The following is a 25,034-nucleotide window of genomic DNA, read 5'->3' as shown; positions in this document are numbered from 1 at the left end:
GATTAGTCATTTATATTGCATAAAGATGCAGAATTAGCTTGCATTAACAGCCATGCAAAATAAAATCAGTCAAACACTCTGACAGATGATGTGAATATAGAGCATGGGCATAGAATTCAACGGCATTTGCAAGTCCTGGTCTGGTCAGGAAATTTTAAGCCAGGTATCGTTTAAATGCGATGCCGGGGAAACACTGGTTCTACTTGGCCCCAGCGGTGCCGGTAAAAGCTCGTTATTACGCTTGATGAACCTGCTGGATGTTCCAGACTCCGGGCAGCTCACCATAGCCGATCAGGCATTTTCCTTTCCCGATGCCCATCATGGTCGCTTGCACAAACGCGCACAGCAGCTGCGAAGCACTGTGGGCATGGTGTTTCAACAGTATCATTTGTGGCCTCACCTTACCGTGGAGCAAAACTTGCTGGAAGCGCCCCTGAAGGTGTTGGGCATGAATAAAAGCGCAGCACAAGACAAGGCGGGGCAGCTGCTCGCTCAATTAAAGCTGAGTGACAAGCGCCATGCCTGGCCTGGCGCCTTGTCCGGCGGTCAGCAACAGCGAGTGGCCATTGCCCGCGCGCTGATGATGGATCCGGCCGTGCTGCTGTTTGATGAACCCACGGCCGCGCTGGATCCGGAAATTACCAAAGAGGTGGCCGACATTATCCTGCAGCTGGGCAAAACCGGCATCACTCAGGTTATTGTGACCCACGAAGTCGGGTTTGCCCGCCGGGTGGCGAGCAAGGTGGCGTACCTGGAGCAAGGCCGTTTAATTGAATATGGCGATGCCAGCTTGCTGGATCATCCCACCACAGTACGACTGACCGAGTTTTTGACTCATTAATGACAATAAGGACATTATCGTGAACAAGACCTTACTCTCTTTGGCGCTGCTGGCCAGTGCCGGCCTGGCTCAGGCCGACGAAGTGAAATTTGTAACCAATGCCGCTTATGCGCCCTTTGAGTTCGTTGATGAAAACAACGAAATGCAGGGCTTTGATATCGACCTGGCCAAAGCCATTTGTGAAGTACAGCAAATGAACTGCAGCTTTCACAACCAGGCATTCGACAGCCTGATCCCCAGCCTGAAGTTCCGTCGTTATCACGCCGCCATTGCCGCCATGGACATTACCCCGGAGCGCGCCAAGCAGGTGGACTTCAGTGATATCTATTATGAAAACTCCGCGGTCTTCGTCACGCCCACCGACAAGTTCGACAACCTGGACGCCCTGCAACAAGAAACCGTGGGCGTGCAAAACGGCACCTCCCATCAAAAATACATTCAAGACAAGCTGGAAGCAGACGGCATGAAGGCCCGTCCCTATCAAAGCGTGCAGGATGCACTGCTGGATATGAGCAATGGTCGTATCAATGCGGTGTTTGCCGATACCGCCGTAGTAGGTGACTGGCTGGCCAAAAACGAAGGCTATGCGGTACTGGGCGAGCGCATTACCGATGATGACTACTTTGGTACCGGTTTTGGTATTGCCGTCACCCAGGGTAACCAGGAGTTGCTTGATCAGTTGAACGAAGGCCTGAGTCAGTTAAAAGACAACGGGACCTACGACCGCCTCTACCAAAAGTATTTCCCTCAGTAATATGCTGACTCATCTAATGAATGCCAGCCTGATGACCCTGGGGCTGGCATTGATGTCATTGGCGGTCGGTCTGGTGCTGGCCATTTTGTTCTGTGGTGGTGAAATGAGCCGCTTTGCGCTGTTGCGCTGGCCGGTGACCTTGCTGACCACAGTGCTGCGTGGCCTGCCCGAAATACTGGTGGTCTTTTTCATCTATTTTGGGTCTACCCAGATATTGTTTTTAATGACGGGCGAATACATAGAGTTCAGCCCGTTCTGGTGTGGTGTGACGGCGCTTTCCCTGTTGTTTGCCGCCTATTCGGCGCAAACGCTGCGCGGCGCATTGAATGCCGTGGATAAAGGGCAGCGTCAGGCGGCACAAGCACTGGGCCTGCCCAGACTTTACACCTTTATTCACATAGTGCTGCCGCAAACCTGGCGCCATGCGCTGCCCGGGCTGGGTAACCAGTGGCTGGTATTGCTGAAAGATACGGCCCTGGTGTCCTTGATTGGGGTGCACGATTTAATGTACCAGGCCAAGGCCGTGGCTTCTCGCACCTATGAGCCCTTTACCTGGTATGGCATAGCGGCACTTATTTATTTGCTTATTACCGTGCTTAGCCAGCAAGGGCTGAAGCGGCTGCGAACTCGGGTAACGCGTTATGATTGATGGGCCTGTTATGCCTGACTGGTTTGGCTATCTGCCTACCCTGCTGCAAGGAGTGAGCATCACCCTGCAGATCACCGGTGCCGGTCTGCTACTGGGGCTGGTTATCGCACTGACCCTGACCTGGGTGTTGGAGCAACGCCTGCCGGTGGCCGCACAGCTGGCCGAAGGCTATCTGCTGTTGCTGACCGGCACTCCCTTACTGGTACAGATATTCTTGGTTTATTATGGTCCGGCCCAGTTCGACTGGGTGAAAAACAGTTGGGCCTGGACCTATCTGCGCGAACCCATGTTCTGCGCCATTCTGGCCCTGGGCATGAACGCCGGTGCCTATACCTGTCGGCTGTTCAAAGGCGCACTGGATGCGGTGCCCTACGGAGAAACCCTGGCCTGCAAGGCCCTGGGCATGAATAGCTGGCAAGCCTTGAGCGTGAAACTGCGCCATGCCATGCGCCGCGTGATCCCGGCCTATTCCAACGAAGTGGTGCTGGTACTCAAGGGCAGTTCGCTGGCCAGCACGATTTCCATCATGGAAATCATGGGGCTGGCCCAGCGACTCAATGGCCAGACTTATGACACCCTGGCGGTGTTTGGCCTGGCGGGCGCGATTTATCTGCTGCTTAACGGAATGCTCACATTTCTGTTTCGTTTGCTGGAACGCCGGGCGCTGCGCTTTCAAACTCACCAGTGAGCCGGCTCATGTTCTGACATGATCAAGAACCGACCTGAGCTCACAATCACGAGTATTAGGCTATCTTAATGATTGTGTTTTTACAGCGTTTTCGTTATTTTGCCTAAGCATTAGGAAACGTCTAACAACTCAATAATAACGGAGTTCAGCTATGAAAGTTGCCGTACTAGGAGCCGCCGGTGGTATCGGTCAGGCTCTGGCCCTGCTGTTGAAAAACAACCTGCCTGCCGGTTCTGCATTAAGCCTGTACGATATCGCCCCAGTCACTCCTGGCGTTGCCGCCGATCTCAGCCACATCCCTACGGCCGTTAGCGTAGTGGGCTTTGGCGGTGAAGATCCTACTCCGGCACTGGAAGGCGCCGACATAGTTCTGATCTCTGCCGGTGTTGCGCGCAAGCCGGGTATGGATCGTGCCGATCTGTTCAACGTGAACGCCGGTATCGTGAAAAACCTGATCGAAAAAGCCGCCGTTGCCTGTCCTAACGCCTGCATTGGTATCATCACCAACCCGGTGAATACCACAGTGCCGATTGCCGCCGAAGTGCTGAAAAAAGCCGGTGTGTACAACAAGAACAAGCTGTTTGGTATCACGACTCTTGACGTGATCCGCGCCGAGACCTTTGTTGCCGAAGCCAAGGGCCTGAACGTGGCCGATGTTAAGGTTCCCGTTATCGGTGGCCACAGCGGCGTGACCATACTGCCGTTGCTGTCTCAGGTTGAAGGTGCTTCTTTCTCCGACGAAGAAATCGAGAAAATGACTCACCGCATCCAGAATGCCGGTACCGAAGTGGTTGAAGCCAAGGCCGGTGGCGGTTCTGCCACTCTGTCCATGGGCCAGGCTGCCTGTCGTTTTGCGCTGTCTTTGGTGAAAGCCATGGAAGGTGCAACCGACGTGGTAGAGTGCACCTATGTAGACGGCGGCAGCGAGCACGCCCAGTTCTTCGCACAGCCTGTGTTGCTGGGTAAGAACGGCGTAGAAAAAGTGCTGCCTTACGGCAAGCTGAGCGCTTTTGAAGAAGCCGCCATGAACGACATGCTGGACACCCTGAAAGGCGATATCGCCAAAGGTGTAGAGTTCGTCAAGTAATCTGACGAACGAGTCCACTAAAAAAGGGAGCTTCGGCTCCCTTTTTGCTTTTTGTGTTGGGGTTTGTAGGCGAACGCTTGCTCTCGCATTTCGCCGAAGGCGGAACGGTTTAAAACAAAAAATGCCACTGCTTAAAGACTTCTTAGCCACGGAATCCACGGAACCCACGGAACCCACGGAAAAATGGTGATCAGATCTGAAAGGGATATTGATGGTAAGGGCCAACAGGCGGCGTTGATATTCACATACAGCACGAATGTAGTCGCGTGCTTTGAGCACCGAAAACCTGCAAAGCAGGTTCTGATGCACAGCTCCAACCTGGTACGAGCAACAAAAAAGGTAGCGCAAGGGCTACCTTTTTCTTTAATGTACGGCTGCTGGAGCAGGCCGGTGTTAGATGGCTCTAACGGGGCGTTTCTTGTGTTGTAACACCAGGCCGATAAAGCAAACGACAGCCGTCGTGATGCCTATCAGCTGGCTGTATTCCATCGATAAATTGAAGCCAATCGGGTTGGTTGTAATATAAGAGACGGTAATCGCCGTGCCGATAACGGCGGGAATACTGGTCACCCAGTGGAAAGTCCCTCTATCGAACAAGTATTTGGTGGCCAGCCACAACACGCTGGTGGACAGCAACATGTTGGAGAAGGCGAAATAGCGCCAGATTAACGCAAAATCCAACAGCGTCATAAAGTAGGCGATAGCCAGCAAAGGCGCGGACAATGCCAGTCTGTGCAGTGTAGTCTGTGAAACCTTGAACGCATCCATAATGGTTAAACGCAATGAGCGAAACGCCGTGTCGCCAGAAGTAATGGGGAAGATAGCCACTGCCAGAATCGCCATCACTCCACCGATCACACCCAGATAACTGGTCGCAATATGGTTAACCACCATGCCCGGGCCACCCATATCCAGCATGCCCTTCAACTCAGCATAACCACCGGGGAAAGCCGCAATACCCGCCAACGCCCAGACACAGGCGACTATGCCTTCACACATCATGGCGCCATAAAACACCGGACGCGCATACTTTTCATTGGTCAGACAGCGGGCAATCATGGGTGACTGGGTGGAATGAAAACCACTGATAGCACCACAGGTGATGGTCAGGAACAATAATGGCCATACGGGTAAACCATCCGGATTGGGCGTTAATAAGTCATCATGGGAATGACCATCAAAGTAGGCAAAAACATCGGCTACCTGTGGCAGATGCGGTGCTTCCAGTAACAAGGCACCGGCAACCAGGGTGGTCATGACAATCATCAACAAGCCAAATAACGGATACAGCTTGGTGATGATTTTATCGATGGGCAGCAGGGTGGCCAAAAAGTAATAGCCTAAAATGACCAAGACCCAAAAGCTGTTACCGGCTAAAAAGGTGCCTTCAAAATAGGACAGGTTACTCAGTAGCCCGGCAGGACTCATGATGAAAACCACGCCCACAAAAAACAGCAGCATGCAGGTAAACACCAGCATGATGCCTTTGAAGACCACGTTATAATAATGGCCGGCAATTTCCGGTAAACTCTTGCCATCCTCTTTCAGGCTCATTACACCCGAAAAATAGTCATGTATTGCGCCACCCAGCACGTTACCAATCACGATCCACACCAGGGCAATGGGACCATACAAGGCGCCGAGAATAGGGCCAAAAATGGGGCCAACACCGGCAATGTTCAAAAACTGAATTAAAAAAGCTCTGGCCGGGCTGATGGCAACGTAGTCAACGCCGTCATCCAGGCGCTGCTGAGGGGTACGCGCCGTCGGGTCTATCCCCGCCTGTTTTTCAACAAAGGGGCCATAGAACTTATAGCCGAGAATAAGTATGGTAATACTGATAAAGAAGATAAGCATTTATAAAGTCCTTTATTAATTAGGTGCTTATTGGTTCCTGCAAGGTAACACGCGCTACTACCCACTGAATACTGGACTATAGCCCTAGGCATCTATGATTAAGCTTGACGAATCACGGCTTAATGATCCCACAGATGACCGGGTGCCGGTCGCTTTTTTCGGTCAAACCTTGATAGATTCGGCCGTCATTATGTGTATTCGTGCGTTGCTGGGGGATTACATTTTCAGGGGTAAATCCAGGTATTCATCGTCCTGCCGGCCCGAGGAGCCGACCGTGTGTCTGTCTGCAAGAATGAGGGACGTACATACGCCGTTACTTCGTCCAGGCCAGCCCTACCTTTGAGCCGTTGCGCCGGCCCAGCTGCTGGCTAATCCAGCGGCCGGTCAGTACCAGCTCGTCCAGGCTCACGCTCGTAAGCATACCTAAGCCCTGTAATAAATACACCACTTCTTCGGTGGCGACATTGCCCGAGGCCCCAGGGGCGTAGGGGCAACCGCCGAGGCCGGCCACCGAGCTGTCAATAATGCGTATTCCTTGCTCCAGGGCGACATAAATATTGGCCAGCGCCTGGCCGTAGGTATCGTGAAAATGTACCGCCAGCTGCGCCAGGGGGACCTCCTGACTCACGGCGTTCAGCAGGGCGAGCACCCGCCTGGGGGTGCCGGTGCCCAGGGTATCGCCCAGCGAAATTTCACAACATCCCATTTGATGCAGGGCGCTGGCAACCCGTGCCGCCGCCGCCGGGGTAATGGCGCCTTCATAGGGGCAGTCCAGCACGGTAGATACATAACCGCGTACCGGTATGTTTTGCTCCTTGGCCAGGGCCAACAGCGGCGCAAAGCGCGCCAGACTGGTGGCGATAGAGGCATTGATATTGTGCTGGCAAAAGGACTCGGAGGCGGCGGTGAACACGGCCACCTGGTCAGCCCCGGCAGCCAGGGCGGCCTTAAGCCCCTGCAGATTAGGCGTCAGGACGCTGTAAATCACCTGGGGCTGGCGCTTGATGCCCGCCAGCACGGCCTGGCCGTCGGCCATTTGCGGTACCCATTTCGGGGAGACAAAGCTGGCCGCTTCTATGTGCGTCAGGCCACTGTGGGCGAGGCGTTCAATCAGCTCGATTTTAACGGCGGTAGGCACCTGACTGGCTTCGTTCTGCAAGCCATCTCGGGGCGCCATTTCCACCAGGGTTACCGAATCCGTCATCACCACTCCTGTTATACCAATTACAGTAAAGATTTGATCACCTTTGAACCTGAATACCAGAGGCACCACAGCCACCTCCCACGACACGCCATAAACTCATCCCTGAGGGCTCGGGAAATGCCGTCCATGGCCTTTCACGGTCGTGGGAGGCGATCTCTGCTGCCTCTTCTCAAGCACCGAGTTGCCTGTAGGCAGCACGAACAGGCAACTCGGTAGCATCAAGGAGGATGAAGGGATCTACTCCACCGACCATCACATGACAAGGATGTCATGTGCTGAGCGTCACATGGATGTGCTTGCAGCGTGTCGGTGGAGTAGGCCCTTTGTCCGACTTTTATAGAGCAAGAAAATAGATCTGCTATTTAATCTGTTTGGTATTACTCAGCCTCTATGCGCAGCAGCTCACAGCCTTCCGCCACCTGGCTGCCTTGTCGATAATACAACTCGGCAACCCTGCCTGCCGTGGGGGCGCGAATGGCATGCTCCATTTTCATCGCCTCCATAATCAACAACGTCTGGCCTGCGACCACCGCATCGCCCACCGCCACCTCAAGCTGGCTGATCACCCCCGGCATGGGGGCCTTCAGGCTGTCGGCCGCCGAATGGGCACTGGACGTAAAATGAGGTCGATACAGCTGTATATCGAAGCGCTCACCCTGATAAAACAACCACAGCTGATCCTCAAGGCGCGCCAGATAACAGCGCAGTGGCCGCTGATCCAGCACGGCGTCCAGTCGATCGCCGGTGAGGGTGGCGCTAATATTATGTCGAGTATCCTCAAATTCGACGCGCCAAGCCGGCTGCTCACTCAGGACGGACTGAGCGGGGCTCACCGCCAACCGATAAGCCTGGCCATCCTGCACCAGATTAAACTGGCGCCGGGTGGGCAGGTTGAGCCACCAGCCCTGGTTGTCGGCAAAGGGCGAGGCATCGGGCTCGGGCTCGCTTAACAGCAAAAATACCGCGACCAGCGCCAACTGTTGCGAGCGACTTAATGAGGCGGGGGCGAATAACTCGGCTTCATGCTCGGCAATAAAGCGGGTGTGCAGCTCGGCGTTGTGCAAGGCAGGCAGCGCCACCAGACGGGTCAGGAAGCCGACGTTGGTGCGCACGCCGCCAATACGATACTCGACCAGCGCGCGGGCCAGGTGGCGCAGTGCACCCTCACGAGTGGGGGCCCAGACGATCAACTTGGCGATCAGGGGATCATAATAGATCCCTATGCTGTCACCCTGGCGCACACCTGTGTCCAGCCTGATCACCGGACGTGCCGTGCCATGGGGCGAGGGGCTGGTTTGCGGTTCATGCAAATAGTGCAAGCTGCCGGCAGCGGGTAAAAATTGCTGGGCAGGATCTTCTGCATACACACGCGCTTCAATGGCGTGCCCCCGGGTTGTAACCTGCGCCTGACTCAGAGGCAGGGGCTGACCGGCGGCAATACGCAGCTGCCAGTCCACCAGATCCAGCCCGGTGATCAATTCCGTGACCGGATGCTCCACTTGCAACCGGGTGTTCATCTCCATAAAGAAGAACTGGCCGTCGTCCAGGTATAAAAACTCCACCGTGCCGGCGCCGCAATAATCGATGGCCAGGGCTGCTCGTACCGCCGCCTCGCCCAGGGCGATCCCCATCTCGGGGGGTAAGTCAGGCGCCGGTGCTTCTTCAATGACTTTTTGCTGGCGCCGTTGCAGTGAACAATCACGCTCGGCCAAATAAATACCCTGGCCAAATGAGTCACAGAATACCTGAACTTCAATGTGTCGTGCCTGGGGCAGATAGCGCTCCAGCAGCATGGCGTCGTCACCAAAGGCGGCCCTGGCTTCGCGTTTGGCGGCGGCCAGCGCTTCGTCAAACTCTGCCAGCTGTTGCACCAGCCGCATGCCTTTGCCGCCGCCACCGGCGACCGCCTTGAGCAATAGCGGAAAACCACAGCGCTCGGCGGCCTGACGTAAGCGTTGCGGATTTTGCTCGGGCTCATGATAGCCGGGCACGACAGGGACGCCGGCAGCGCTCATCAGTGCTTTGGCCGCCGACTTGGAGCCCATGGCGCTAATGGCAGTGGCGGGCGGGCCGATGAAAACGATGCCTTGTTCGGCACAGGCGTGGGCAAAGTCGGCATTTTCCGATAAGAAACCGTAGCCCGGGTGTATCGCTTCGGCACCACTCGCCCTGGCAATCTCCAACAACAGGTCTTGCCTGAGGTAACTGTCGGTGGCGGGGGCCGGCCCCAGGTACCAGGCTTCATCTGCCGCGGTAACGTGGGCGGCTTTGGCGTCGGCCGCGGAATACACGGCCACGGTATGAATGCCGAGCAGTCGACAGGTGCGGATGATACGACAGGCAATTTCGCCTCTGTTGGCAATCAGGACTGTGTTAAACAAGGGAGCCTCAGGCATTGTCATCCTCCCAGGCGGCGGGCCTTTGTTGCAGGAAAGCACTCACGCCTTCCTGTGCCTCGTCGCCAATGCGCACCTCGGCCAGTCGTTCGGCGCTGCGCTCAATCAAGTCGGCAGTGATGGGCTGGTCACTTATCTGTTGCAACCAGTGTTTAGCCGTGCTCATGGCTCCAGGCCCATTGCGTAACAGCGCGCGAAGGGGCTCGGCGGCGGCCTGATCCAGGCTCTGCTCCGGGGTGGCGACACAATGCACCAGCCCCAGGCGTTCGGCGGTGGCGGCCGTCATCAGTTCGGCTGTCAGCAGATAGCGTCGGGCCTGACGTTGACCCATGGCGCGCATGACATAGGGGCTGATGGTGGCGGGGATCAACCCCAAGCGCACCTCACTGAAGCAAAAGCGACTATTGGCGGCGGCGATGACCAGGTCGCAACAGCTGATAAGGCCCAGGGCACCGCCATACGCCGCGCCTTGTACCAGTGCCAGCACGGGGTGGGCAAAGGTGTCGAGTTGTTGCAATAACAAGGCAAGCTTGCGCGCGTCTGCCACATTCTGTTCGGGCGTCAGCAGCCGGGCCTGTTTCATCCAGTTGAGATCGGCGCCGGCGCTAAAATGCCTGCCCTGGCTACGGATGACCAGTACCCGTAACGACGCCATATTCGCGGCCTGGCCCAAGGCACTGGCCATGGCGTCAATCATGGCCTCGTTTAATGCATTGCCTTGCTCGGGCCGATTGAGGATCAGCTCAACCACCCCATCGGGGCGGGCTGTCAGTAATACCGGATCGCTCATCTCGCCTCCTACATGCGAAACACCCCAAACCGGGTGTCGGGGATGGGGCGGTTCAGTGCCGCGGCCAGACTCATGGCCAGCACGCGGCGGCTGTCGGCGGGATCGATCACGCCGTCGTCCCATAATCGTGCGCTGGCATACCCGGGATGCCCTTCTTGTTCATAACGTTTGATAATGGGGGCTTTAAAGTTGTCCTCGTCGGCTTGGCTCCAGCATTCACCGGCTTTTTCTTTGGCATTGCGCCGTACCCTGGCCAGCACGCCGGCGGCTTGTTCGCCGCCCATCACCGAGATGCGCGCGTTGGGCCATAGCCATAAAAAGTCGGGATCAAACGCCCGGCCACACATGCCATAGTTACCGGCACCAAAGCTGCCGCCCATAATCAGCGTAATTTTAGGCACCCTGGCACAGGCGACCGCCATCACCAGCTTGGCACCGTGCTTGGCAATGCCTTCCGCCTCGTATTTTTTACCCACCATAAAGCCGGTAATGTTCTGCAAAAACAGCAGGGGAATATTGCGCTGGCAACACAGCTCGATGAAGTGCGCGCCTTTTTGCGCCGACTCGCTGAATAAAATGCCATTGTTGGCAATAATGCCCACCCCATAACCATGCAAATGTGCAAAGCCGGTAATCAGGCTGGTGCCATAATCGCGTTTGAATTCGTCGAAGGCCGAGTCATCCACCAGGCGGGCAATGACGGCGCGCGCATCCAGTGCTTTGCGTAAGTCGGTGCCGACGATGCCGTACAGCTGCTCAACCGGGTACCGAGGAGGCAGGGGCGCCTTGGTGGGAGTGGGCAGCGGAGAACGGTGCAAATTGGCTACCAGGCGGCGCGCCAGCCAAAGGGCGTGGCTGTCGTTTTCTGCCACATGATCCGCCACCCCGGATTGCCGGGTATGCACCTCGGCACCGCCCAGCTCTTCGGCGCTCACCACCTCGCCGGTGGCGGCTTGCACCAGGGGCGGGCCCCCCAAGAAAATGGTGCCCTGATTGCGGACTATGATGGACTCGTCCGCCATGGCAGGCACATAGGCGCCACCGGCGGTGCACAACCCCATGACGACCGCGATCTGAGGAATGTTGGCGGCGGACATGCGGGCCTGATTAAAGAAAATCCGGCCAAAATGATCGCGATCGGGAAACACCTCGGCCTGACTGGGTAAATGGGCACCGCCCGAGTCGACCAGGTAAATGCAGGGCAGGTGGCAGCGCTCGGCAATCTCCTGGGCGCGCAGGTGTTTTTTGACCGTCAGCGGGTAGTAGGTACCGCCTTTTACCGTGGCATCGTTGGCGACTATCATGCACTCGATGCCACTGATGCGCCCTATGCCGGTGATCACGCCCGCAGCGGGTACTGGGTCCTCATAGACCCGATGAGCGGCCAATGGCGACAGCTCCATAAAAGGGGCACCCGGGTCGAGTAATTCGCGAATGCGGTCACGAGCCAGTAACTTGCCTCTTTGCTGGTGGCGCGCCTGATTGGCGGCACCGCCGCCTTCGGCAATGTGGGCCACCAAGGCTTGCAGTGCCGCCACTTCTACCGCCATGGCGTCGTGATTGGCCTTGAATTCAGGCGACTCGGGATTGATGTTATCAGGCAGTATCGTCATCCAGGACTCCTGCTCGTACTACTTATTAAACCTAAGGCTTTCTCGCCACGGAAATTTACATCAAGCTCGTCAAATCGCTGTATGCTTTACGTCGTACGCTGTAAGTCAAGCAAGACGGTGTTTATCTTGAACTTACAGCGTAAGGCTTACCGCGATGTTTATACTCTTTAGGCCTTGATCCTTCTGTCGCTAGTCGGGTACTTGGCGACTTAGTTATTGCGTACCAACTCGCGGCCAATCAGCATGCGGCGGATCTCCGAGGTGCCGGCGCCGATTTCGTACAGCTTGGCATCCCGCAGCAGGCGGCCGGCGGGGAACTCGTTAATGTAACCGTTGCCACCGAGTAGCTGTATGGCATCCAGCGCCATCCGGGTGGCGCCCTCGGAGGCCAGCAGTATCACACCGGCGGCATCCTTGCGGGACAGCTGGCCCCGGTCCGCCGCCATGGCCGTCATATAGGTATAGCAACGGGCGGCATTCATTTGGGTATACATGTCCGCCAGCTTGCCCTGCACCAGTTGAAACTCGCCGATGGCCTGACCAAACTGCTTGCGCTCTCGTACATAGGGCAGCACCAGATCCATGGCCGCCTGCATGATGCCAAGCGGACCCGCGGCCAGCACCAGCCGTTCGTAGTCCAGGCCGCTCATCAGCACTTCCACGCCGCCATTAAGCGGGCCCAGCAGGTTGGCTCTGGGCACACGGCAGTCCTGAAACACCAGTTCGCAGGTGCTGGAACCGCGCATGCCGAGCTTGTCCAGCTTTTGCGCATGACTGAAACCGGGGGTGTCGCGTTCTACGATAAAGGCACTGATGCCCCGGGCCCCGGCCTGGGGCTCGGTTTTGGCGTACACCACCAGCACCTGGGCCTCGGGGCCGTTGGTGATCCACATCTTGTTACCGTTCAGCACAAAATGATCGCCATCGGCGCGGGCCTGCAGGCTCATCGATACCACGTCTGAGCCCGCGTTGGGCTCCGACATCGCCAGGGCGCCTATGTGTTCACCGCTGAGCAGGGCCGGCAGGTACTGCTGCTTTTGCTGTTCACTGCCGTGGCGATGGATTTGGTTGACGCACAGATTGGAGTGGGCGCCGTAAGACAAGCCTACCGCCGCCGAGGCGCGGCTGACTTCTTCCATCGCCAGCACATGGGCCAGATAGCCCATGTTCACCCCGCCATATTCTTCGGCCACCGTAATGCCGAACAGCCCCATGTCACCCAGCCTGGGCCACAGCTCGGCGGGAAACCGGTTTTCTGTGTCTATGGCCTCGGCCAGCGGCGCAATATCGCGGCTGGCAAAGGCGGCCACCTGCTCACGCAGCATCACCAAGGTCTCGTCTAACCCCATATTCAACGGCGAATAGGACGTCATGGCATCCTCCTGATCCACTGCAGTTGACTCAACAAACCAATATTTGGTTTCGTTTGCTGCCGATTTGCTCCCATTAACTATAGTTGTCATGAGTGGTGGTGGGGGAATCAGGCTCGACTAAACTTGAAATATCTGTCATTCACCGTCGGCTTGCCCCGCCCTGATTAGCTGTCTGGATGCTGACGATGGCTTGCGGAAAACAAGCCGCCGGCGCCATTAATACAACGCTTAGCTGAGGATCATCTGGCCATGAAAAAAGAGGATATCGTCATCGTCGGAGCGGCCCGTACGCCCATGGGGGCCATGCTGGGGGAGCTGAGTTCGGTGTCGTCTCCCAGGCTTGGGGCAGCAGCCATTGCTGCAGCAGTACAACGTGCGGGGGTAAAGCCGGAGCAGGTCGATGAGGTCATCATGGGCTGTGTGCTCTCGGCGGGTCTTGGCCAGGCACCGGCACGACAGGCGGCTCTGGCAGCCGGGTTGCCGAATAGTGTGCCCTGTACCACAGTGAATAAAATGTGTGGCTCTGGCATGAAAGCCGTCATGTTGGCCTGGGATCAGCTGAAGGCTGGCAGTGGCGAGCTCATGGTCGCCGGCGGCATGGAAAGCATGAGTCAGGCACCTTACCTGTTACCCAAGGCGAGAGCGGGGCTGCGCATGGGGCACGCCAGTCTGCAGGATCATCTGTTTCTGGATGGGCTGGAAGACGCCTATGAAGGCGGCCTGATGGGTAGCTTTGCCCAGCGTACCGCCGATCAGTTTGCCATCGGCCGCACTGCCATGGATGACTTCGCCCTCAAGTCGTTGGCGCGAGCACAACACGCCATGGCCGAGGGCCACTTTGTTACAGAAATTACCCCGGTCAAGGTCGACACTCGCGATGGCACCATCCTCATGAATATTGACGAACAACCGGGCAATGCCAGGCCCGACAAAATCCCCCACCTCAAGCCCGCCTTCAGTAAAGACGGCACCATTACCGCGGCCAACTCCAGCTCCATTTCCGACGGAGCCGCGGCCCTGGTGATGACCACGTTAACCCGGGCCCAGGCGCTCGACCTGACGCCGCAGGCGCGGGTGCTGGCTCATGCCACCCATGCCCGGCTGCCAGCAGAGTTCACACTGGCCCCCGTTGGTGCCATTAACGAGCTGCTGAACAAAGTCGGCTGGCAGGCGGAGGAGGTGGATTTATACGAGATTAATGAAGCCTTTGCCGTGGTCACCCTGCTGGCTATTGCCGAGCTTGGGCTGGATGAAAACAAAGTAAACGTGAACGGCGGCGCCTGTGCCCTGGGTCATCCCATAGGTGCCAGTGGGGCGCGCATTCTGGTGACCCTGATCCACGCCTTGCGCCAGCGGGGCTTGAGCAAAGGGGTGGCGGCGCTCTGCATTGGCGGCGGTGAGGCCACGGCCGTGGCGTTGGAGCTGATTTAGCGGGCATGAGTCCAGGAGGATAAAGGCAATGGCGTATCAAATTCCCATGTCGATCAATGGTGCCCTGGTGGCCAGCCAGACCGAGCAATGGCTGGATGTGCATAATCCGGCCACCCAGAAAGTCATTGCCCGCCTGCCGTGTGTTACGTCGGGCGAAGTCGAGGCGGCGGTACAGGCTGCCAGCCAGGCCTTTATCCGTTGGCAAGCCACCCCGGTGCCCGAGCGGGCACGGCTGATGCTGCGTTATCAGGCGTTACTCAAAGAGCAGCACGAGAGTATTGCCACCTTGCTGAGCCAGGATACCGGCAAAACCTTTGACGATGCCAAGGGAGATGTATGGCGCGGCATTGAGGTGGTCGAGCAGGCCGCCAATATTGCTGCCCTCAGCATGGGTGAAACCCAGATGAACATAGCGAGCGGCGTCGACTGTTACAGCTTTAGCCAGCCGCTGGGCGTCTGTGTGGGCATAACGCCCTTTAATTTTCCCGCCATGATACCGCTGTGGATGTTTCCGTTGGCCATTGCCTGTGGCAATACCTTTGTCCTGAAGCCGTCCGAACAGGTGCCTTTGGTGCCAATGAGATTGGCGGAGCTATTTTATGAGGCGGGGGCACCCAAGGGAGTATTGCAGGTTATACACGGTGGTAAAGACGTGGCCGAGAAACTGCTGGCGCATCCCGCCGTGCGCGCCGTGTCGTTTGTGGGCTCGGTGGCGGTGGGGCAGCAGGTCTATCGTTCGGCTACCCAGCAGCTAAAGCGGGCACAGGTGTTTGCGGGCGCTAAAAATCATCTGGTGGTGTTACCCGATGCCAACAAGCAGCAAACCATCAACAACCTGGTGGGAGCCGCCGTGGGCGCCGCAGGCCAACGTTGCATGGCGATTTCGGTGGTGGTGTTGGTGGGTGAGGCCGCCCACTGGCTGCCGGACTTAACCGCAGCCATGGCCAGGGTCAAGCCGGGCATCTGGAATGATGCGGCCGCAGGCTACGGGCCCCTGATAAGCCCGGCGGCGAAAGAAAGAGTCCTGGGCTTGATTGCCAAGGGCAAACAGGAAGGGGCGACCTGCTTGCTGGACGGCAGTCAGGTCGAGGTGACTGACTATCCCCATGGCAATTGGCTGGGGCCCACCCTGTTCGGTGACGTCACCGCCGACATGACCATCTATAAAGAAGAAATATTTGGCCCTGTGCTCTTGGTGATGCAGGTAAACAGCCTGGCCGAGGCCATCGCCCTGGTGAATGCCAACCCTTACGGTAATGGCACCGCCATATTTACCGCCTCGGGGGCAGCCGCTCGCCAATATCAGCAGCAAATACAGGTGGGTCAGGTGGGCATTAATGTGCCTATTCCCGTGCCGTTGCCGTTTTTCTCGTTCACCGGCTGGCGCCACTCTTTTTACGGTGACCTGCACGCCTACGGCAAGCAGGCGGTGCGTTTTTATACCGAAACCAAAACCGTCACCGCCCGCTGGTTTGATGACGACGCCAGTGGTGATCCTAATATGACGATACACCTTGAGTGACAGCTGTCAGCCATAAGCGATCGGCCTAAGTATCTGGTCTTGGTATGTTCTGACCGCTTCAGGCTGATGGCTGGCCGTTTTTTTCAGGAGAGCTTATGGACTTTGAACTGAGTGACGAGCAGCGGGCCTTCGTTGAGCTGGCCGATGACTTTGCCCGTAACGAACTGGAACCCCACGCCGCCGATTGGGACAGAGACCATCATTTTCCCGTTGAGGTATTGCGACAAGCGGGTGAGCTTGGATTTTGCGCCTTGTACACTCCGCAAGCTTGCGGTGGCCTGGGCTTGAGTCGACTGGATGCCAGCCTGATCTTCGAGCGGCTGGCCATGGGGTGTACCTCCACCACGGCGTTTATCACCATTCATAATATGGTCACCTGGATGGTGGCAAGCTTTGGTACCTCTACGGCCTGGTCTCGCTTTGGTGAGGGGCTGACCAGCGGCCAGTCACTGGGCTCTTATTGTTTAACCGAAGCCAATGCGGGGTCCGATGCCGCGGCACTCACTACCCGTGCGCAAAAGGTCGGCGAACAGTATGAACTGACGGGCAGCAAGATGTTTATTTCCGGCGCAGGCAGTACCCAGGTGCTGGTGGTCATGGCGCGCACGGGGGCAGCCGGGGCCAGGGGGATTTCCGCCTTTGTGCTGGATGCCGACAGCCCAGGCATAGAGTACGGCCGCGCCGAAGACAAAATGGGCTGGAACAGCCAGCCGACACGTACCGTGACCTTTAACGGCGTAAAGGTCCCGGCCGAGCAGTTGCTGGGTCAGGAGGGAGAAGGCTTTCGCATCGCCATGAAAGGGCTGGACGGCGGGCGCATTAATATCGCCAGCTGCTCGGTAGGCACGGCACAGCAAGCGCTGAACAAGGCACGGCAATATATGCAGGAGCGCAGTCAGTTTGGCCGAAAGCTGGCCGAGTTTCAGGCGTTGCAGTTTACCCTGGCCGACATGGCCACCGAACTGGTTGCCGCTCGCCAATTGGTCCGCTTTGCCGCCAGCAAGCTGGATGGGGCGCATCCTGATGCCACTACTTATTGTGCCATGGCCAAGCGTTTTGCCACCGATGTGGGCTTTCAGGTGTGCGATCAGGCGCTGCAGCTGTATGGCGGCTACGGTTATATCAAGGAGTATCCGCTAGAGCGCTATCTGCGCGACACCCGGGTACATCGCATTCTGGAGGGCAGTAACGAGATCATGAAGCTGCTGATCGCCCGTCGGGTGCTGGCGGAAGGAAGCGGGGAGTTGTGACGGTTGCAGGTGTAGTCGGAACCATCGAAGGGCTAAACAAATCGGCAAGCCAGCCCTTAATCACAACGGATTACCAAGAGGCAGCAGGATTACTTACGCCGACACGCTAAACCGCATCCCTGCGGCGCTCGGCAAATGCCCTCCCTGGCATTTGACGGTCGGCTACGGCAATTCCTGCAGCCTCTTCCTGCGATATGGAGTCGTCAGTGGATGATGACCGCAAGCCACATAGTTGCCTGATGTCACCACCCGCATCAAAAAATGGGTGACTAACTAAGAGACACAAAGGAGAGGGCATGAGCGGTGTGTTAATAACAGAGCATGTCACCCTGGACGGGCGGCGACTGGGCCATATTCAACTTGATGCCGAGCGCAGCCTGAATGCCCTGACGTTGGCGATGATAGAGCAGATGCTGGCAGTGCTCGGGCGCTGGCAGCAGGACGCCGACTTGGTTGCGGTCTTACTGGACGGCGCCGGCGACAAGGCATTTTGTGCCGGTGGTGATGTGGTGAGCTTATACCATGGCATACGAGCAACCGAACCGGCTGCGGCGGACGGGCTGGGGCCCATACCGGCACTGGCGGCGCGTTTCTTCGAGCAGGAATACCGGCTCGATTATTTATTGCATACCTTTGGCAAGCCGGTGCTGTGCTGGGGGAGCGGTGTCGTGATGGGCGGCGGCATGGGGCTGTTGATGGCCAGCTCGCATCGTATAGTGACCGACAGCAGTCGGCTGGCGATGCCGGAAGCCAGCATAGCGCTCTACCCGGATGTGGGGGGCAGCTGGTTTCTCAATCGTTTGCCGCCAGGAGTGGGTGAGTTTATTGCGCTGACCGGCTGTGCCATCAACGGCAGCGACGCGCATTGGCTCGGGTTGGGTAACCGGGCAATCGCCGCCGACCAGCGGAGTCACTTGCTGCCAGCCCTGTTGGCGGTATCGAACTGGAACCTGGCCGAAGTGGCGATCAATACCGTACTGCGCCAGTTGGAGGAAGACTCGCTGGCGGCGTTTGCCGGCTTGCCGTCGCCCTTGAAGTTACATCAGCCACAGATCCGCCGTTTGCTGGATAAAGACAGTCTGCAGGAGAAGATGGCGGCGATACTCGGCGCTGAGCTTGAAGACCCCTGGTATCACAAGGTCCGGCAAAGTTTGGCGGCGGGCAGTCCGCTGGCCATCGCGATCATTGCCGAGCAGTTGCGTCGCAGCCGACATTGCTCGCTGGCCGAGGTGTTTCAAAAAGAGCTGGCGCTGTCGGTACAGCTGTGCCGGTTTCGAGAGTTTCCCGAAGGGGTGCGGGCACGACTAATCGACAAGGACAACCAGCCTGACTGGACGTTCAACAGCCTGGCGGAGGTGAACGAGAAGCTGCTGGCCGAGTTGTTCGAGTCGCCCTGGGCGATCAATCCGCTGGCAGATTTGTAACGGAGGTGCACATGAAGGCAAACATCGCATTTATCGGTCTGGGCAACATGGGGCTGCCCATGGTCGCCAACCTGATCAAGGGCGGGCATCGGGTATGGGCTTACGACTTGCAGCCCGAGGCGATTGACCGTGCCGCCAGGCTGGGAGCCACTGCAGCCCGGTCGGCCGTTGAGGCGGTGCAACAGGCAGAGGTGGTGATCAGCATGTTGCAAACCGGCCACCAGGTGGACTCACTCTATGTCAGCGGGGGAGATCCTCTGTTCAAACACCTGGCGGCGGGGGCCCTGGTGATCGACTGCTCGACCATAGACGCGGCCACCGCCAAAGCCACGGCCGCCCAGGCCATGACCCATGGTCTGGACTTTATCGACGCGCCCGTGTCCGGTGGCGTGGCTGGCGCCGAGGCCGGCACGCTCACCTTTATTGTCGGCGGTACCGCGGCGCAGTTTGCGCGCGCTCAGCCTGTGTTAAGCCAGATGGGACAAAAGGTACTGCATGCGGGGGAGCACGGGGCTGGGCAAATGGCCAAAGCCTGCAACAACATGTTGTTGGCGGTGCAAATGGCCGGCACCTGCGAGGCGCTGAATATGGGGATAAATAACGGCCTGGATCCCGGGGTGCTGTCCGAGATCATGCAACAAAGCTCCGGCAATAATTGGGTGTTGCAGCACTACAATCCGGTGGCGGGCGTGATGGACAAGGTGCCGGCAGCCCAGGGCTACAGCGGTGGGTTTAAAGTCAGGCTCATGTGCAAGGATCTTGATCTTGCCATGGATCTTGGGCAGACGAGTAGCTCGCCGGTGCCCATGGGAGCGGCGGCCAAGGCACTGTTCAACCTGCATCAGGTGGCGGGCCATGAAGATCTCGATTTTTCCAGCCTGTTGATGTTGTTTCAAAAGGTCAACAGACCCTAGTGGCCGACGGAACACCCATGATGACTATTTTGCCAAGGAGGTAACCCGTGGATATTAAAGGTAAGGTCGTCGCCATTACCGGCGCAGGTCGTGGCTTGGGTCAGGCGATGGCGCTGCACCTGGCATCAAGGGGAGCCATTTTGGCCTTGCTGGATAACAACGAGCAGGATCTGGCCAAAACCGGCGAAATGATTGCCGCCAAAGGCTCGCGAGTGGGCGTTTATTGGTGTGATATCCGCGATGAAGAACAGGTCAATCAGGCGTTTTCCAGGCTGGTTCGCGAGTTGGGCGGGCTGCATCTGCTGGTGAATAATGCCGGTCTGATGCAAGACGCGCTCCTGGTGAAGTGGCAAGACGGCAAGCTGGTGAACAAGATGAGCCTAAGCCAGTGGCAGTCGGTGCTGGATGTGAACCTGACCGGTACGTTTCTGTGTGGCCGGGAAGCGGCGGCGCACATGGCCGAGTTGGGTGAAGGCGGCTTGATTGTGAATATTTCATCGGTGGCACGGGCGGGTAATCGCGGGCAAAGCAATTATTCAGCCACCAAAGCAGGTGTCGCCGCGTTAGTGGTGTGTTGGGCCGGTGAGCTCAGTCGCTATGGCATTCGAGTGGCGGGCATAGCGCCGGGCGCCATTGCCACCGACATGACGGCGCAAATGAAGCCCGAGGCCATGGCTCGCCTCACCCAGCAAATACCCGCCAAGCGCCTGGCCGAAGTGGACGAGTTGGTACACAGCCTGCAATACATTATCGAGAACGATTATTTTCACGGACGGATACTGGAAATGGATGGTGGCCTAAGGCTGTAAGCCAGTTGTTTAAGTAATACGGCATAACTGATGTGGATACTGGGGCTAGCTTTTCTTTCTCGTCACCCTTCAATGCCTTTGTTGCTCTTCGCCTGTGGGGTCCGTGGATTCCGTGGCAAATAATGCATTTTCGCTTTTAGGTTTTGATGTTCTGTAGTTGATCAGCTTGTCTCTTAGTCACAAGTCAGTGAATTAATGCCCAGAGGCAACCGGGTAGCCTCCTCCGACACGCTAAACCGCATCCCTGCGACGCTCAGCACATGACGTCCTGTCATGTGATGGTCGGCTGAGGCTATCCCAGTCGCCTCTTTTTAGGTCCCGAGTCGTCGGCGAGCACCACTGACCGACGGCACCGGTGTCAATGGGAAGGCAGAGGGTGTCTGCTCAACCGACCATCCGCGCCAGGGATGGCGCGGTTTGAGCCCCCATGGATGGGTTCACGGCGAGTCGGAGGAGTAGTGCCCTCTGCCTGACAAGCCACACTGATCTCAAAAAATATCAATAAATAGTTGTGACTAAGAGACAGGTTGTTGATCAGCTTATAGCTGACGGCTTACCACTATGTTTTTACACGCCTGCTATGCTGAAGTGCCTTATGAACTGGATATTGATTGAAACTGGCTTGTTTAGAGCCGAACGGTGCCGTTCAGGACTACAGCAGGACTGCAGATAGAACTAAAGTCTAGCTTGTGTAACACAGTCGTTAAGCGTAATCTTTTGCATTGCAATACAGGCGGAACTGTCTTGCATTAAACAGAGCCAATGACAAAAAATAATAATGACAGCCATATCCCTGAACGTATTGATTCTTCTCGCTCATTAGAATCACTGCCTTCAGGGATTTTTTATGCCCTTTGTGCGCCACAGGCTTCGGCTACATGTTTGGATAATTGGGGCCGCTGCCGCCTTCTGGTGGCGTCCAGCGGATGTTTTGCGCCGGGTCTTTGATATCGCAAGCCTTGCAATGCACACAGTTGGCGGCATTGATTTGAAAGTGAGGCTCGCTGGCCTGAGTGACGATTTCGTATACCCCCGCAGGACAGTAGCGTTGGGCGGGCTCTTGATAAAGTGGCAGGTTGTCGCGCAGCGGGAGCCGGGGATCCGCTAGCCGTAAATGACCGGGCTGATCTTCATGGTGGCTGGTATTGGCCAAGTACACGGACGACAAGCGATCGAAAGACAGTACCCCATCGGGTCTGGCGTAAGGAATTTTTGGGTGCTTGCTGGCCTGCTCAAGCCGAGTGTGATCAGGCTGCTTGTCATGCAGCGCAAAAGGCAGCTTTCCCCCCAGCCAGTTATGCTGAATGTAATTAAAGGCGCCGCCTAGCCAGGGGCCGAACTTGTGCAGTGCAGGAATGAAGCTTTTACTTTGCTCCAGCTCCTCTTGTAACCAACTGGCATTAAATGCGCTATTAAAATGCGCCTGAGTCGCCACCTCGTCGTCACGGTTAGTGCTCAGGTTGGCGATGAGGCTATCGGCGGCCAGCATGCCGGACTTCATGGCAGTATGAATCCCCTTTATTTTGGCGCCATTGAGTGTGCCCGCATTACAGCCCAGTAACAGGGCGCCGGGCAGGATCATGCGGGGCAAGGAATTCAGACCTCCCTTGGTCAGGGCGCGCGCGCCAAAGGCCAGGCGTTTACCATCATAAAGATAGCGTGCCAGCAGAGGGTGATGTTTAAGGCGCTGAAACTCCTTGAAGGGATCGAGCCAGGGATTGCGATAGTTAAGGTCGACAATCAAGCCCACCGCCAGCTGCGTTTCATCGCAGTGATACATAAAAAAGCCGCCCTGGGCGTCGCTCAGGGGCCAACCGCTGCCGTGGATCACCAGCCCCGGTTGATGACGCTCAGGCGCAACCTGCCATAACTCCTTGATGCCTAGGGCATAATGTTGCGCATCACGCCCTTCATTCAACTTGAAGCGCTCGATAAGCTCCTTGCCAATATGGCCCCGGCTGCCCTCGGCAAACAGGGTATAAGGGGCGCGTAGCTCCATGCCGGGCACATGATTTTCCTTGGGGCTGCCATCGGCTGCCAGGCCCAGGTCACCGGTTAAAACCCCGCATACGCTACCCTGTTCATCATACAGGGGCGCTTGTGCCGCAAAACCCGGAAAGATGGTGACGCCCAGTTGTTCGGCCTGGTTGGCGAGCCAGCGGCATAAATTGCCCAGGCTGATGATATAAGCATCCGTGTTGTGCATGGGCCTGGGCAGTAAGGCCTGAGGGAGCTCCACGCCGCCTCGTGCGCTCGACAGCATATAAAAACGGTCGTCGCAAACGGCGGTATTAACCGGTGCCCCTCGTGCTTGCCAGTCGGGGAACAACTCCTCCAGCGCGCGAATATCAAGCAGGGCGCCCGATAAAATATGAGCCCCCACTTCGGCGCCTTTTTCCAGCACACACACTTTAAGTGAACGCTGTGCCCGGTTGGCCTGTTGCATTAACCGGCAGGCGGCGGACAAGCCGGCAGGGCCGGCCCCCACTATCACGACATCAAACTCCATCGATTCCCTTGGCATGACTGGCCTCGCTGTTGTTCAGATTGGGGCGCTCAAAATTGGGCATGGCTAAAGTATTGTATTGATTGTGATATTTAACAAAGAGGAATAGGGCAGATTTGACGAGCTTGGCTAGAATTACATAAAGCACATCTTAAGGTCAGGGGACGGCATGAAGGTACTGGTCACGGTAAAGCGGGTGATTGATTATCACGTCAAGGTGCGGGTGAAGTCCGACGGCAGCGACGTGGATCTGAATAACGTGAAAATGGCAGCCAATCCCTTTTGTGACATCGCCCTGGAAGAAGCGGTGCGCATGAAAGAAGCCGGCTGGGTGTCCGAGATTATTGTCGTATCCATTGGGCCAACGGCGGCGCAGGAACAGTTGCGTCTGGCCCTGGCTCTGGGCGCCGACAGGGCGATGTTAATGGCCACCGACGAGACGGTAGAGCCGCTGACCGTGGCTAAATTACTGGCCAAACTGGTGGAGCGTGAACAGCCGCAGCTGGTGTTGCTGGGCAAGCAGTCGATTGATACCGACAACAATCAGGTGGGGCAAATGCTGGCGGGACTAACCGGTTGGCCCCAGGCGACCTTTGCCTCCCACATTGCGCTGGAGGGGGACGAACTGCTGGTCACTCGCGAAGTGGACGGTGGCTTGCAAACCCTGGGGTTAGCCCTGCCGGCCGTGGTGACCACGGATCTGCGCCTGAACGAGCCTCGTTATGCCTCTTTGCCCAACATTATGAAAGCCAAGCAAAAACCACTGGAAACCTTGACCCTGTCCGAGCTGGGGGTGACGGTAAAACAACACAGTCAGCAGTTGAAAGTGACGCCCCCCCCAAAACGACAGGCCGGTATCAGGGTCGCGGATACGGCCGAGCTGGTGGATAAACTCAAACACGACGCAAAGGTGATCTAATGGCAACTCTGGTGATAGCCGAGCATAACAATAGCGAATTAAAGCCTGCTACCTTGCATGCATTGGGTGCCGCGGCCGAGCTGGGCGATGAGACAGACTTGCTCATCATGGGCCACCAGTGCCAGGCGGTAGCGGATGCGGCCGCCAGGCTGAAGGTCAATACCGTGCTGCTGGTCGATGCACCCGAATATCAACATCAACTGGCCGAGCCCTGTGCCAGCCTGGTGCACTCTTTGGCCCAGGATTACAGCCACCTGCTGGCCGCGGCAACCACGGCCGGTAAAAACCTCTTGCCCAGGGTGGCTGCCTTGCTGGACGTGGGCATGCTGTCGGATGTGATCGCCATTGAGTCGCCCGATACCTTTTGCCGGCCCATTTATGCGGGCAATGCCATCGCCACAGTGCAGTCTCTCGATCCCGTCAAGTTGCTGACGGTGCGCACGACCGCCTTTGCGGCCGTTACTGACTGTGACCAGGGCGCCAGCATTCGCAAGCTGACCCACAGGGCCGAACCGGGTGGTAGTCGCTTTGTCAGTGAAACACTGGCCAGCAGTGCACGGCCCGAGTTAACGGCGGCGCGGGTGGTGATTTCGGGTGGTCGGGGCATGGGGGCCAAAGACAACTTTGCATTGCTGGAGCGGCTGGCCGACAAGCTGAATGCGGCAATCGGCGCGACCCGGGCGGCGGTGGACGCAGGCTTTGCCGCCAACGACATGCAGGTAGGGCAAACCGGAAAAATAGTGGCCCCCGAACTGTATATAGCCGTGGGGCTCTCGGGGGCGATACAGCATCTGGCAGGCATGAAGGACTCCAAGGTCATCGTCGCCATCAATAAAGACGCAGACGCGGCCATCTTCGAGGTAGCCGACTACGGCCTGGTAGCGGATTTGTTCGAAGTGTTGCCCGAGTTGGATAAACTGCTGTGAAGGGTGAAGCGTGAAGACGGCCAGGCTGCGATTGGCTACAGGTTAGAGAGCCCGATTCATCCCGGGTATTACTCTTATAAT

The 25,034-nt window shown here is 57.2% G+C and carries 20 protein-coding genes; 13 read left to right on the top strand and 7 right to left on the bottom strand.

Annotation, left to right across the window (positions count from 1 at the left end):
• Nucleotides 1–103 precede the first annotated feature (103 nt).
• From ACN0VL_RS01085 to mdh, 5 genes are all read left to right on the top strand, one after another.
• Nucleotides 104–841: an ATP-binding cassette domain-containing protein gene (locus tag ACN0VL_RS01085; protein WP_417614257.1), complete on the top strand. Its 738-nt coding sequence runs from the start codon at nt 104–106 to the stop codon at nt 839–841.
• A 19-nt stretch (nt 842–860) separates the two neighbouring features.
• Nucleotides 861–1,595, top strand: coding sequence for a transporter substrate-binding domain-containing protein (locus tag ACN0VL_RS01080; protein ID WP_417614255.1), 735 nt, complete (start codon nt 861–863; stop codon nt 1,593–1,595).
• 1 nt (nt 1,596) lies between these two features.
• The gene (artQ, locus tag ACN0VL_RS01075; RefSeq protein ID WP_417614253.1) at nt 1,597–2,244 is read left to right on the top strand and encodes an arginine ABC transporter permease ArtQ; all 648 of its coding nucleotides are present in this window, start codon (nt 1,597–1,599) and stop codon (nt 2,242–2,244) included.
• A 10-nt stretch (nt 2,245–2,254) separates the two neighbouring features.
• Nucleotides 2,255–2,932 (top strand): arginine ABC transporter permease ArtM, encoded by a 678-nt coding sequence (gene artM / locus ACN0VL_RS01070; RefSeq protein WP_417614251.1) that lies wholly within the window; start codon nt 2,255–2,257, stop codon nt 2,930–2,932.
• 151 nt (nt 2,933–3,083) lie between these two features.
• Entirely contained in the window at nt 3,084–4,019 is a 936-nt protein-coding gene (gene mdh, locus ACN0VL_RS01065; protein WP_417614249.1) for a malate dehydrogenase, read from the top strand.
• 393 nt (nt 4,020–4,412) lie between these two features.
• On the opposite strand, the gene ACN0VL_RS01060 is transcribed toward mdh, so the two are convergent.
• From ACN0VL_RS01060 to ACN0VL_RS01035, 6 genes are all read right to left on the bottom strand, one after another.
• Nucleotides 4,413–5,876 carry a carbon starvation protein A gene (locus ACN0VL_RS01060; protein ID WP_417614247.1) on the bottom strand — a complete coding sequence of 488 codons (1,464 nt, stop codon included), beginning with the start codon at nt 5,874–5,876 and terminating at the stop codon, nt 4,413–4,415.
• A gap of 313 nt (nt 5,877–6,189) precedes the next feature.
• Nucleotides 6,190–7,080, bottom strand: a complete 891-nt coding sequence (locus tag ACN0VL_RS01055) for a hydroxymethylglutaryl-CoA lyase (RefSeq protein ID WP_417614246.1) — start codon at nt 7,078–7,080, stop codon at nt 6,190–6,192.
• A gap of 377 nt (nt 7,081–7,457) precedes the next feature.
• Nucleotides 7,458–9,476: an acetyl/propionyl/methylcrotonyl-CoA carboxylase subunit alpha gene (locus tag ACN0VL_RS01050; protein WP_417614245.1), complete on the bottom strand. Its 2,019-nt coding sequence runs from the start codon at nt 9,474–9,476 to the stop codon at nt 7,458–7,460.
• Entirely contained in the window at nt 9,469–10,266 is a 798-nt protein-coding gene (locus ACN0VL_RS01045) for an enoyl-CoA hydratase-related protein (protein ID WP_417614243.1), read from the bottom strand. The genes ACN0VL_RS01050 and ACN0VL_RS01045 overlap by 8 nt, the downstream gene beginning before the upstream one ends.
• Nucleotides 10,267–10,274: 8 nt before the next feature.
• On the bottom strand, nt 10,275–11,879 hold the full coding sequence (locus ACN0VL_RS01040; protein WP_417614241.1) for a carboxyl transferase domain-containing protein: 1,605 nt from the start codon (nt 11,877–11,879) through the stop codon (nt 10,275–10,277).
• 209 nt (nt 11,880–12,088) lie between these two features.
• Entirely contained in the window at nt 12,089–13,228 is a 1,140-nt protein-coding gene (locus ACN0VL_RS01035; protein ID WP_417614316.1) for an isovaleryl-CoA dehydrogenase, read from the bottom strand.
• A gap of 273 nt (nt 13,229–13,501) precedes the next feature.
• Here ACN0VL_RS01035 and ACN0VL_RS01030 point away from each other — a divergent pair, with 273 nt between their 5' ends.
• From ACN0VL_RS01030 to ACN0VL_RS01005, 6 genes are all read left to right on the top strand, one after another.
• Complete coding sequence (locus ACN0VL_RS01030) at nt 13,502–14,683, top strand: acetyl-CoA C-acyltransferase (RefSeq protein WP_417614239.1); 1,182 nt, start codon at nt 13,502–13,504, stop codon at nt 14,681–14,683.
• A 28-nt stretch (nt 14,684–14,711) separates the two neighbouring features.
• The gene (locus ACN0VL_RS01025; RefSeq protein WP_417614238.1) at nt 14,712–16,205 is read left to right on the top strand and encodes a CoA-acylating methylmalonate-semialdehyde dehydrogenase; all 1,494 of its coding nucleotides are present in this window, start codon (nt 14,712–14,714) and stop codon (nt 16,203–16,205) included.
• Between the two features lie 95 nt (nt 16,206–16,300).
• On the top strand, nt 16,301–17,455 hold the full coding sequence (locus ACN0VL_RS01020) for an acyl-CoA dehydrogenase family protein (protein WP_417614236.1): 1,155 nt from the start codon (nt 16,301–16,303) through the stop codon (nt 17,453–17,455).
• A 296-nt stretch (nt 17,456–17,751) separates the two neighbouring features.
• Nucleotides 17,752–18,879 (top strand): enoyl-CoA hydratase/isomerase family protein, encoded by a 1,128-nt coding sequence (locus tag ACN0VL_RS01015; protein ID WP_417614234.1) that lies wholly within the window; start codon nt 17,752–17,754, stop codon nt 18,877–18,879.
• 11 nt (nt 18,880–18,890) lie between these two features.
• Complete coding sequence (gene mmsB, locus ACN0VL_RS01010; RefSeq protein ID WP_417614232.1) at nt 18,891–19,793, top strand: 3-hydroxyisobutyrate dehydrogenase; 903 nt, start codon at nt 18,891–18,893, stop codon at nt 19,791–19,793.
• 47 nt (nt 19,794–19,840) lie between these two features.
• Nucleotides 19,841–20,602, top strand: a complete 762-nt coding sequence (locus ACN0VL_RS01005) for an SDR family oxidoreductase (RefSeq protein WP_417614230.1) — start codon at nt 19,841–19,843, stop codon at nt 20,600–20,602.
• An 874-nt stretch (nt 20,603–21,476) separates the two neighbouring features.
• Here ACN0VL_RS01005 and ACN0VL_RS01000 read toward each other — a convergent pair.
• A complete protein-coding gene (locus ACN0VL_RS01000) occupies nt 21,477–23,126 on the bottom strand; it encodes an electron transfer flavoprotein-ubiquinone oxidoreductase (RefSeq protein WP_417614228.1) in 1,650 nt (549 codons plus the stop codon).
• A 151-nt stretch (nt 23,127–23,277) separates the two neighbouring features.
• On the opposite strand from ACN0VL_RS01000, the gene ACN0VL_RS00995 reads away from it, so the two are divergent.
• Together ACN0VL_RS00995 and ACN0VL_RS00990 are read left to right on the top strand one after the other, a co-directional pair.
• Entirely contained in the window at nt 23,278–24,027 is a 750-nt protein-coding gene (locus ACN0VL_RS00995) for an electron transfer flavoprotein subunit beta/FixA family protein (RefSeq protein ID WP_417614226.1), read from the top strand.
• Complete coding sequence (locus ACN0VL_RS00990; protein ID WP_417614224.1) at nt 24,027–24,953, top strand: electron transfer flavoprotein subunit alpha/FixB family protein; 927 nt, start codon at nt 24,027–24,029, stop codon at nt 24,951–24,953. Before ACN0VL_RS00995 ends, ACN0VL_RS00990 begins: the two co-directional genes overlap by 1 nt.
• Nucleotides 24,954–25,034: the final 81 nt, after the last annotated feature.

It is taken from the genome of Oceanisphaera sp. (assembly GCF_048268965.1).
In the GTDB taxonomy this organism is placed as follows: domain Bacteria; phylum Pseudomonadota; class Gammaproteobacteria; order Enterobacterales; family Aeromonadaceae; genus Oceanimonas.
Note: the sequence above shows the minus strand (reverse complement) of the source record. Positions and strands in the feature narration are given on the sequence as shown.

Coding starts and splice junctions, on each gene's coding strand:
- ACN0VL_RS01085 (WP_417614257.1), top strand. CDS start 104: ATGGGCATAGAATTCAACGGCATTTGCAAGTCCTGGTCTGGTCAGGAA.
- artQ (WP_417614253.1), top strand. CDS start 1,597: ATGCTGACTCATCTAATGAATGCCAGCCTGATGACCCTGGGGCTGGCA.
- artM (WP_417614251.1), top strand. CDS start 2,255: ATGCCTGACTGGTTTGGCTATCTGCCTACCCTGCTGCAAGGAGTGAGC.
- mdh (WP_417614249.1), top strand. CDS start 3,084: ATGAAAGTTGCCGTACTAGGAGCCGCCGGTGGTATCGGTCAGGCTCTG.
- ACN0VL_RS01060 (WP_417614247.1), bottom strand. CDS start 5,876: ATGCTTATCTTCTTTATCAGTATTACCATACTTATTCTCGGCTATAAG.
- ACN0VL_RS01055 (WP_417614246.1), bottom strand. CDS start 7,080: ATGACGGATTCGGTAACCCTGGTGGAAATGGCGCCCCGAGATGGCTTG.
- ACN0VL_RS01050 (WP_417614245.1), bottom strand. CDS start 9,476: ATGCCTGAGGCTCCCTTGTTTAACACAGTCCTGATTGCCAACAGAGGC.
- ACN0VL_RS01045 (WP_417614243.1), bottom strand. CDS start 10,266: ATGAGCGATCCGGTATTACTGACAGCCCGCCCCGATGGGGTGGTTGAG.
- ACN0VL_RS01040 (WP_417614241.1), bottom strand. CDS start 11,879: ATGACGATACTGCCTGATAACATCAATCCCGAGTCGCCTGAATTCAAG.
- ACN0VL_RS01035 (WP_417614316.1), bottom strand. CDS start 13,228: ATGGGGTTAGACGAGACCTTGGTGATGCTGCGTGAGCAGGTGGCCGCC.
- ACN0VL_RS01030 (WP_417614239.1), top strand. CDS start 13,502: ATGAAAAAAGAGGATATCGTCATCGTCGGAGCGGCCCGTACGCCCATG.
- ACN0VL_RS01025 (WP_417614238.1), top strand. CDS start 14,712: ATGGCGTATCAAATTCCCATGTCGATCAATGGTGCCCTGGTGGCCAGC.
- ACN0VL_RS01020 (WP_417614236.1), top strand. CDS start 16,301: ATGGACTTTGAACTGAGTGACGAGCAGCGGGCCTTCGTTGAGCTGGCC.
- ACN0VL_RS01015 (WP_417614234.1), top strand. CDS start 17,752: ATGAGCGGTGTGTTAATAACAGAGCATGTCACCCTGGACGGGCGGCGA.
- mmsB (WP_417614232.1), top strand. CDS start 18,891: ATGAAGGCAAACATCGCATTTATCGGTCTGGGCAACATGGGGCTGCCC.
- ACN0VL_RS01000 (WP_417614228.1), bottom strand. CDS start 23,126: ATGCCAAGGGAATCGATGGAGTTTGATGTCGTGATAGTGGGGGCCGGC.
- ACN0VL_RS00995 (WP_417614226.1), top strand. CDS start 23,278: ATGAAGGTACTGGTCACGGTAAAGCGGGTGATTGATTATCACGTCAAG.
- ACN0VL_RS00990 (WP_417614224.1), top strand. CDS start 24,027: ATGGCAACTCTGGTGATAGCCGAGCATAACAATAGCGAATTAAAGCCT.